This is a genomic window from Vicinamibacteria bacterium (assembly GCA_035620555.1).
In the GTDB taxonomy this organism is placed as follows: Bacteria; Acidobacteriota; Vicinamibacteria; order Marinacidobacterales; family SMYC01; genus DASPGQ01.
The window spans coordinates 1-8,709 of sequence record DASPGQ010000631.1; the positions used below are offsets into that span (position 1 = coordinate 1).

5 protein-coding genes are annotated in these 8,709 nt (G+C 61.6%); 2 read left to right on the forward strand and 3 right to left on the reverse strand.

Going from position 1 to position 8,709, the window contains the following annotated elements; genetic code table 11:
* Positions 1 to 772, reverse strand: a 772-nt coding sequence (locus tag VEK15_25730; GenBank protein ID HXV64126.1) for a GWxTD domain-containing protein, incomplete at its 3' end; no start/stop codon positions are given.
* Positions 773 to 1,205: 433 nt separating this feature from the next.
* Here VEK15_25730 and VEK15_25735 point away from each other — a divergent pair.
* Both VEK15_25735 and VEK15_25740 read left to right on the forward strand, forming a co-directional pair.
* Positions 1,206 to 4,055, forward strand: a complete 2,850-nt coding sequence (locus VEK15_25735) for a carboxypeptidase regulatory-like domain-containing protein (protein ID HXV64127.1) — start codon at positions 1,206 to 1,208, stop codon at positions 4,053 to 4,055.
* A 121-nt stretch (positions 4,056 to 4,176) separates the two neighbouring features.
* Complete coding sequence (locus VEK15_25740) at positions 4,177 to 6,627, forward strand: sulfatase-like hydrolase/transferase (protein ID HXV64128.1); 2,451 nt, start codon at positions 4,177 to 4,179, stop codon at positions 6,625 to 6,627.
* Between the two features lie 4 nt (positions 6,628 to 6,631).
* Here the strand turns inward: VEK15_25740 and VEK15_25745 are convergent, their stop codons facing one another.
* Positions 6,632 to 8,260: a CRTAC1 family protein gene (locus VEK15_25745; GenBank protein ID HXV64129.1), complete on the reverse strand. Its 1,629-nt coding sequence runs from the start codon at positions 8,258 to 8,260 to the stop codon at positions 6,632 to 6,634.
* Positions 8,261 to 8,268: 8 nt separating this feature from the next.
* The coding region (locus VEK15_25750; GenBank protein ID HXV64130.1) for a tetratricopeptide repeat protein at positions 8,269 to 8,709 on the reverse strand (441 nt) is incomplete at its 5' end.

Sequence of the window (8,709 nt, forward strand, 5' to 3'; positions counted from 1 at the left end):
GTCTTTCGGTATAGCTGGTGTCGAGCTGGAAAAAGGGAACGTTGGCGATGTCGTCGAGAAGCTCGAGCGTCCCGAAGGCGGGGTTCTGGAACTGCGCCTGATCACCCTCGTCGGTGCGAAAGGAGAGGGAGGCCTGGGCCAGCTCGGCGTCGATGGCCATGAGCTTGTTGTAGGCTTGTTCGACGTCGTCTCGAAAGTCGCTCACGGGCGACTGAAAGCCCGTGAGCAACGCCCTTGGCCCGTCCGAAAGAGGACTGTAGAGCTCGAACTCGCCCAGGCCCTGCCGCCGGAAGAAGAGCAGGTGGAAAAAGGGAGGGAGCCCGACGTACTTGAGCTTTGGGTCGTTGTAGAACCAGAGCTCCGACGGGTAGATGGCATCGCTCGCCTCGAGAGGACGCCGGGTGTTCGGCTTGCCGAGGAGAATGTAGTAACGTCCCCGGTCGGTCTGCCAGCCTCGTCGGAACGTATCGCGACCGAAGAACTCGTTTACATAGGCGAGCTTCTCGTAGTGTTCCGTCTTGTACTCGTTCTCGGGCGTGCTCGGGTTCGGGTCTCGCTTTCGCCAGAACGCTTCGACGAATGCCTGACGCTCGGCCTCTGTCTGCAATGACAGAAATGCTTCCCGCTCGACTTCAGTGATGATGTAGACAACTTCCTCTTCGAGCCATGCACGATCCGCTTCGGGGAGATCTTTCTGGCCCTCGGCGAATGCGACAGCGGGATAGTTTGCGGCAGCCAGGCTCAAAACCAGTAACCGAAATGCGCGCCGCACGATTTCTCCAGAGTACTCAATGCCGTGGCGGGATCCGTAATCGATCGAGCCGTCACGGCTCGGGCTGCTTACGGCGCGGCAGGCGCGCCGGGCTCGCTCCGCTCGCGCAGGGTGCGCTGAGTTTTTCATCACCCTGCTCGAGCCGAAGGATACCACGACGCTCAGCTCATGGCGCCGAGCCTCAGCGATCCCGTCGTCGCGGCGGCGCGCCGAAGCCGAGGAACGCATGAAGAGATTCTCCAATCGGCCGTAGTGACGATACAAGAATCTGAATACTACTTGCGATCTATCTATGTCGGAGTTCATTAACTCCAACAAAACAATGATTTTGTTTTGAACGCTCGCCTCGAGAACGCTGGCATACCCATTGCACATTTGACTTCGCGTCGGATCTGTGCATTCTCGTAGTTCCTTTTGAAGGAGGCTTGTCCAAATGAGGCGTGAAATCTCCTATTTCACCGTAGGGGTCCTCCTTGCAGCCGCGCTCGCCTTTCCTCAAGCGGGAACGGGCCGGCTTCAGGGAGTGGTCAGAGATGCGCAAGGGCTCGTGCTTCCCGGCGCCACCGTCACGCTGACGGGGGCGGGCGTCATGGGCCAGCGCACCGCGACCACGGACGTCGACGGAAGCTACCGCTTTCTCGCATTGCCCCCGGGCTCGTACGAGCTCACGTTCGAGCTCTCGGGGTTCCAGTCGTTCCGGCGTGAGGGAATCGTCGTCGCGAGCGGTGTGACATTCACCATCGATGCGAACCTTCAGATCGCGACGGTGGCGGAGACCATCACCGTCACCGGCGAGTCTCCTGTCGTCGACGTGAAGCAAACGGGCGTCTCGGCGACGTTCGACACCAAAGAGCTCCAGGACGTTCCCAGCGCCACCGACATGTGGGCCGTGCTCGGGCAGACGCCGGGCATCAAAATGTCGTCGTACGATGTCGGAGGCTCCCACAAGAGCCAGCAACTCAACTACGACAGCTTCGGAATCATCGGCCAGAACATCATCCGCAACGAAGGCGTCAACAACACCGAAGGCGGCGGCTGGACGGGTGGATACTATGACTTCTACGCCATCGACGAGTACCGGGTGAGCGCCCAAGGGGCCGACGTGGAGATGTCGAGCCCCGGCTCTCACGTGGTGGCGACGTGGAAGAGCGGAGGCAACGACTTCTCGAGCCTCACGCACTTCGATTTCGAGACCGAGGGCATGGTAACCGACAACATCGACCAGGCGCTCACGGACCGCGCCGGGAGCTCGGCTCCGGTGAGGGGTTTTCATGAGTTCCACACCGACCTCGGTGGACCGGTGGTGAGGGACAAATTCTGGTTCTATGGAGCCTATAACTACTTCAAGATCGATAAGATCATCTCTGGTCGGGACCCCTCCATCGCGACCGACATCGGCCTCTTCAACGAATACACCGCGAAGATCAACTGGCAGATCTCCCAGAAAGACCAGTTCATCGGATTCAGCCACTGGAGCCGCAAGGAGAAACCCTATCGCTCGCTCTCCTCGACCATTCCCGCGGAATCCATCCTCGCCCAGGACAGCTGGAGCTACATCCACAAGGCGGAGTGGCAAAGAGTTTGGTCCGATCGCCTGTTCAGCAATATCCTCGTTGGCCACTTCGGGCTGATCTGGCCCATGACGCCGGCGGTGGACCCGTCAAGCAATCCCCCCCGCATCGACACGACCACGAACCAGAGACGAGGTGCCGGTTGGCAGCCGTTCAACTCTCAGCGCTGGAAGCCGCAGAGCACGGGCCAGTTCAACTACTACGTCCCATCGGCCGGCGGAAGCCACGACTTCAAGTTCGGGTATGAGTACGTGATCGACAGCTACCGCTTCGGTGCCAACACCAACTCGGGCGCCATCTGGTACCGGGATTCGAGCGCGCTCGGACCCTGCAGCCCCTGCGCTAGCGGCCAGCTCGGAAGGGTGAACCAGATCCGCTTCTACAACACGCCCACTTCGCCCGACGACCGGAACGCCCACACCGATCTCTATTTCCAGGACGTCTGGTCCCCGAACAATCGGTTGACGCTGACCCTCGGCGTGCGCTACGGGCGCCAGCACATGTATTACCTGGACGATTCCGCGGAGCCGCTCCTGACCGAGTTCTTCGACCCCTTCACGGTCACGAGCGAGACGGCCGTGGATTTCAACACCTTCGCTCCCCGCGTCGGCGGGACCATCGACCTCACCGGACGGGGGAAGAGCGTTCTGAAGGCGTATTACGGCCGGTACTACTCCAACGCCACGACGATGAGCTCCGGAATCAATCCGGTGGGAAACTCGTTCCTGACGTACCAGTTTCTCGATCCGAACGGAAACGGGATTTACGACGGCCAGCAGGAGCTCGGTGAGTTCGTAGGCGGAGGCGGCGGCGCCGCCGGCCAGGTGATCGATCCGGATTTGAAGAACATGTACGTGGATGAGTTCTCGTTCTCGGTCGAGCACGAGATCCGGGCGGATACCGGGGTTCGTTTCTCGTACGTGCGAAAGCAGATCCGGGACAGCTGGGTCCACATGCAGGCTCCGTACTATTACGCGGTGAATCTCGCCCGGACGACGGAGAAGCTCACGCAGAACATCGACATTCCTTGCCCCGACTGCCCGCCGGGCTTCGAAGGGACGACTCTTCACCTGCGGACCCTTCCACCGGGTGCTCCCGTCGACGATCTCAGAATCGCCCAGGCCCCGGACGCGGACGGCGACTACGACACGATCCAGTTCGCACTCAACCGGCGCTTCAGCCAGAACTTCTTCTTGAACGCGAACTTCGATTACCAGTGGCGGCGCGAGCTGCGCTCGCCCGGGGCGGTATCCACGAGCCCGCTGGTGGCCGACCCCATCATTTACCGGTGGGATCCCGAGTACAACCGGGACGTGGGCATCCTTCAGGACAGCACGTACTACGGATTCAAGGTTGGAACGCGGTATGAGGCCGGGCACGGTCTCGGTCTCGCCGGGACTTTCCGCTTCCAGAGCGGCTTTCCCTGGGCGCCCATCGCCAACCTGAATCTCCCCGAGGTCGGGAACGTCGACGTCTTCCTCGAGAACATCGAGAACAACCGCTCGGAAAACGTGGGCATCCTCGACATCCGGGTCGACAAGGCGTTCAACTTCGGGGGCAAGTACACGGCCAGTGTGATGGCGGACGTCTACAACTTGCTCAACTCCAACGCGGAGACGAACTTCATCCTGAACACCGGTTCCGACTACCGGAATATCATCGAGTGGATCGGAGGTCGCACGCTGAAGATCGGCCTTCGGTTCCAGTTCTAAGTTCGGAAGATAGGAGCCGAAGCGAGCTATGCCCGCTTCGGCTCCTTTTTCGTCTCGCTCCTCCCCTTCCGCCTGCCGCTGCGCGCTGGAAAGCGACAGGCCAGAATCCTAAACTAGCTCCGTGCCAGCATCTCGCCTTGCAATCACCGCTGCGGTGATATCGCTACTCGCCGGTTGTGGTCCGCGCCGAGAGCCCGTCCAACGCATCGTGCTCGTCACCATCGACACGATTCGCCCCGATCGGATGGGCTTTATGGGATCCGACGTCGAGACGCCGAATCTCGACCGGCTGGCTCGCTCCGGCGCCATCTTCACCCAGGCGATCACCTCCGCACCCATTACGCTTCCCGCCCACGCTTCGATCCTGAGCGGCCTTTACCCGAGCTCTCATGGCATCCGTTTCAACGGAATCTTTCGCCTATCCGACGACGTGGAAACGGTCGCCGAGACTCTGAAGGACCGGGGCTATGCGACCGGAGCTTTCGTCGGCGCCTTCGTGCTCGATCGGCTCTTCGGTCTCGAACAGGGCTTCGACGTCTACGACGACGAGTTCCCCAACGAGAACACGAACGCCCCGATGCAATTCGCCGAGCGCCGCGCCGAGGAAGTCGTCGCGCGCGCCCTGGACTTCATCGAAGCGCACGAGCGCGATCCGCTCTTCGTCTGGGTCCACGTTTACGACCCTCACTTGCCGCACAATGCGCCGGCGGCCTACGCCGAGCGCTATCCCGGACGCGCCTACGACGCCGAGGTGGCCTACACCGATGCCTCTCTCGGCCCGCTGTTTGATGCAATGGACGACAGAGCCGCGATAATCGTGATCGGCGATCACGGCGAAGGCCTCGGCGACCATGGCGAGTCGACGCATACGCTTTTCGTTTATGACTCGACGATGAAGGTACCATTCATCCTGAAAGCCCCGGGAGTGCCTGCCGGGGCCCGGGTCGAAAGCCAGGTCCGTTCCATCGACGTCGCTCCCACGATTCTGGAGCTGGCGGGCATTTCCCCCAGGGGAAAGTTGGACGGAGTCAGCTTGCTGGACCGGTTGGGCCCGGGAACCGCGGAGGATCTGTCGGCCTACGGCGAGACATTCGGCACACTGTACCAGTTCAACTGGAGCGAGCTTCGGTTCCTGCGAAGAGACGGGTTCAAGTTCATCGAGGCTCCGCGCCCCGAGCTCTACGATCTCGGGGCGGATCCTGAGGAGGCGAACAACCTCTGGACCGAGAATCCGCCCGAGGTGGGAAGAAGACTTCGCCGGGAGCTCGATGGGATCGCAAAGTCCGAAAGCCGGGCGTCGGCAACGCCAGTGGACGAAGAGACAAAGCGGCAACTCGAAAGCCTGGGTTACGTCGCCTCGGCCCCACAGAGACAGCCAGGCGGCGGTCTTCCGGATCCGAAGGATCGGGTCGAGATCTTCGACCGCATACAGGAGCTGCTCGCTCCCGACGTCTCGGCCGAGAGGCAAATCGAAGGCTTGCGGGAGATCCTAGCGCTCGAGCCCGAGAACATCCTGGCGCAGAAGCGCATTGCGGGCGTGCTCGCCCACCAAGGGCGATTGGAGGAAGCAGTACTCGAGCTCGAGAAGCTCTATCGAATCGCCGAGTTCGAAACCGAAGACTGGGAAAATCTCATCTCGGCTCTTCTCCTCCTGAATCGTACCGAAGAAGCGCTGGTACTCACCGATCAGGCTCTCACGGAGTTTCCTCGTTATCGGGAGCTCCAGGTCCTGAGAGGCGAAGCGCTGGAACAGAGCGGTCGGCTCGAGGATGCGCGGGGCGCGTACACGAAAGCGATCGAGCTTCGCCCGGAAGGCACCGAGGACTACTGGCGTCGTGGATCGGTTGCGCACAAACTCGGAGACTTGGAGGGCGCCGAGCGCGATTTCAGGGAGTCCGTGGCGCGCGATGCGCAGTTTCACGAGGCACGCTTCGCACTCGCCCGGCTCCTCACCGAGACGGGCCGCCCGCTGGAAGCCATCGAGCTTTTGGGCGAGGCGACGAACGCGAGAGCCAAGGCGACGCTCGCCGAAGCGGTTCTCGCCCTGGGTAGGTATGAAGAAGCGAGAGCCCATCTCGAGGAAGCGCTGCAGCTCGATCCGGAGAACGCGCGCGCCCTCATACTTCTTGGCCCAATTTACGGACGCGCCGGCGAGCTGTCGCTCGCGGCGCGCACGCTGGAGAGAGCCCTCTCGCTCGGTGAAACGAGCCCGGAAGTTCGCCGGAACCTCGCTCTCGTCTATTTGCAGCAGGCAAAGGTAGATGCCGCGCTCGCGCAGCTCAAGCAGGCGGCCGATGACGCTCCCCGAGAGCCTTCCATTTGGTTCAGCCTCGGGAACACATATCTCCGCGCCAGGAAGGCCACGAGCGCCGTGGAGGCGTTCGAGAAGGCTCTCGCGCTTCGTTCCGAATGGCCCGAGGCGACCTTCAACCTGGCCCTCGCCTATCAAACCGCCGGTCAGCCGAGCAAAGCGGCCGATGCCTATCGACGATTCCTCTCGAGCCAAGGCTCCGCGGATCCGGAGAAACGAGCCGAGGCGGAAGAGCGCCTCGCGGCACTCGAGAAGCGGTGAAGTCTTACCTCATGATCCCCTCGAGCCCCTCTTTCAACAAGACGATCCGGTCGGCGGTGAGATCGGAGTAACTCTGTACTAGTCCCGAAGGCCAGCGAATTTCGAGCCGGTCGATCCGATCGGCGATTCCCAGACCGAAATGGATCCGCAAGTCGTGCATCGACAAGTAGCTGTAACCGCAACGGAGCTCGTCGATCTGCTCGTTGTCACCGGCGTCGACCCGCACCCTCGTACCGACGCCGTCTCGATTGGAGGCTCGGCCAACCAGTCGGAGCTGGATCCAGTGATTGCCGTTCTCGGTGTCGTTGCGAAGCAGGTTCGGCACGTCGTTGTTGTTCATCACCAGCACGTCGGGATCGCCGTCGTCGTCCCAGTCACCGAACGCGGTTCCCCGGCCCACTTGATCCCTCTGGAAAAGCTCGCCCGCGGCGTGAGAGATGTCGCGGTAGAGTCCTCCTTCGTTCTCGTAGATCTGCTTCGGTTGAGCGTAGCGCGTCACATCAGAAAGGCCGTGGTCCATGATGTGACCGTTGGCAACGAATAGATCGAGATCGGTATCGTTGTCGAAGTCAAAGAAACCCGTACCGAAACCGACCCAGGAAAGGCTGGGGAGGGCGAGCTTCGCGGCGTAGGTTGCATCGACGAAGTTGCCACCGCCCAAATTGCGGTAGATCGTGTTGCCTTCGCTTTCGAAGTTGGTCACGAACATATCGAGCTGCCCGTCGCGGTCGAAGTCACCGACATCGACCCCCATGCTTCCCTCGGCACGGCCGTCCTCGTCGAATCCCAATCCGAGGGCGAGAGCAATCTCTTCGAATCGGCCCGAGCCCAGATTCCGGAAGAAGTGGTTCATCATCGTGTCGTTGGCCACGTAGATATCCGCATCGCCGTCGTCATCGTCGTCGGTGAAGATCACGCCGAGTCCCCGTCCTGGTTTCAGGCCCACCCCCGTTTGCATCGAGACGTCAGAGAACGTGCCATCCCCCCCGTTTCGATAGAGCAAGTCAGCGGCCCCGACGTAGTTGTTCGGATGGCAGTAGGTTCTCACTCCGAGCGTCCGGTCGCCGCAGTACACCGGGTTTTCGATTTGGTACTCGATATAGGTCGTCACGTAGAGGTCCAGATCTCCGTCGCCTTCGATGTCTGAAAAAGCCGTGCTCGCGGCGAACGCGACGGCGCCCACTCCGGCGCGTTGGGTCACATCGGTAAAAGTGCCGTCACCCTCGTTCCGATAGAGGTGGCTCGGTCCAAAGCCGGAGACGAACAGGTCGACGTCTCCGTCGTTGTCGTAGTCCGCCGCGGCACAACCCATCGAGTATCCCGAGCCCGAAAGCCCCGCTTCCTCGGTCACGTCCCTGAAATTACCCGCCTCGTTTCGATAGAGCGCGTTTCTCAAACGGCCTGGTCCCCGGTATCCGGGTAGAGGCGCCCCGTTGAGCAGATAAACGTCGAGGTCCCCGTCACCGTCGTAATCCCAAAAACCGCCGCCGCCGGACATCGTCTCGACGAGGTGCTTGTCGCCTCCACCTCCGTTTCGGTGCTGGAAGGCAATTCCGGCCTCCTGGCTAACGTCCACGAATCGGGCCGAGCTGTTGACCGCTCCCAGGAGCATCCAGAGCGAGGCTGCGATCACGTGCGACGCTAGCGGTCCCGGCTCGCCAGCAGGTCCGCGATCCCGACTTCTGCAGCTGCGAGATCCGGCTCGATCTCGAGCGCCCGTTGAAAAGCCAGAAGGGCCTCTTTCGTCCTCTTTTGCCGGGAGTACTCCTGGCCCAGCTCGAAATGGAACTTCGCGTTTCTCGGGTCCCAGCGGACACGCTCCTCGAGCGCTTGGAGGCGATCTCTTCGTTCTCCCAGAGCGCGGAACCGCTCCAGCCTCTTTTCCGATTCGTCGCGCTCACCTTCCCGCGCCAGCAGGAGCCCGAGATTGTAGTTCGCGCCCACGTGATCGGTGTCGATGAGGAGGGTCTGCTCGAAGGCCTCCCTTGCCTCGCGATGGTTCCCCAGCTTCAGATGGCTCATGCCGACGTAGTAGTGTGCCTCGGCGTGGCGGGGCTCGAGCAGGAGGAGTCTTTGGAACGA

Excerpts from the sequence above, each read along its gene's own strand:
- VEK15_25735 (HXV64127.1), top strand. The coding sequence starts at position 1,206 with ATGAGGCGTGAAATCTCCTATTTCACCGTAGGGGTCCTCCTTGCAGCC.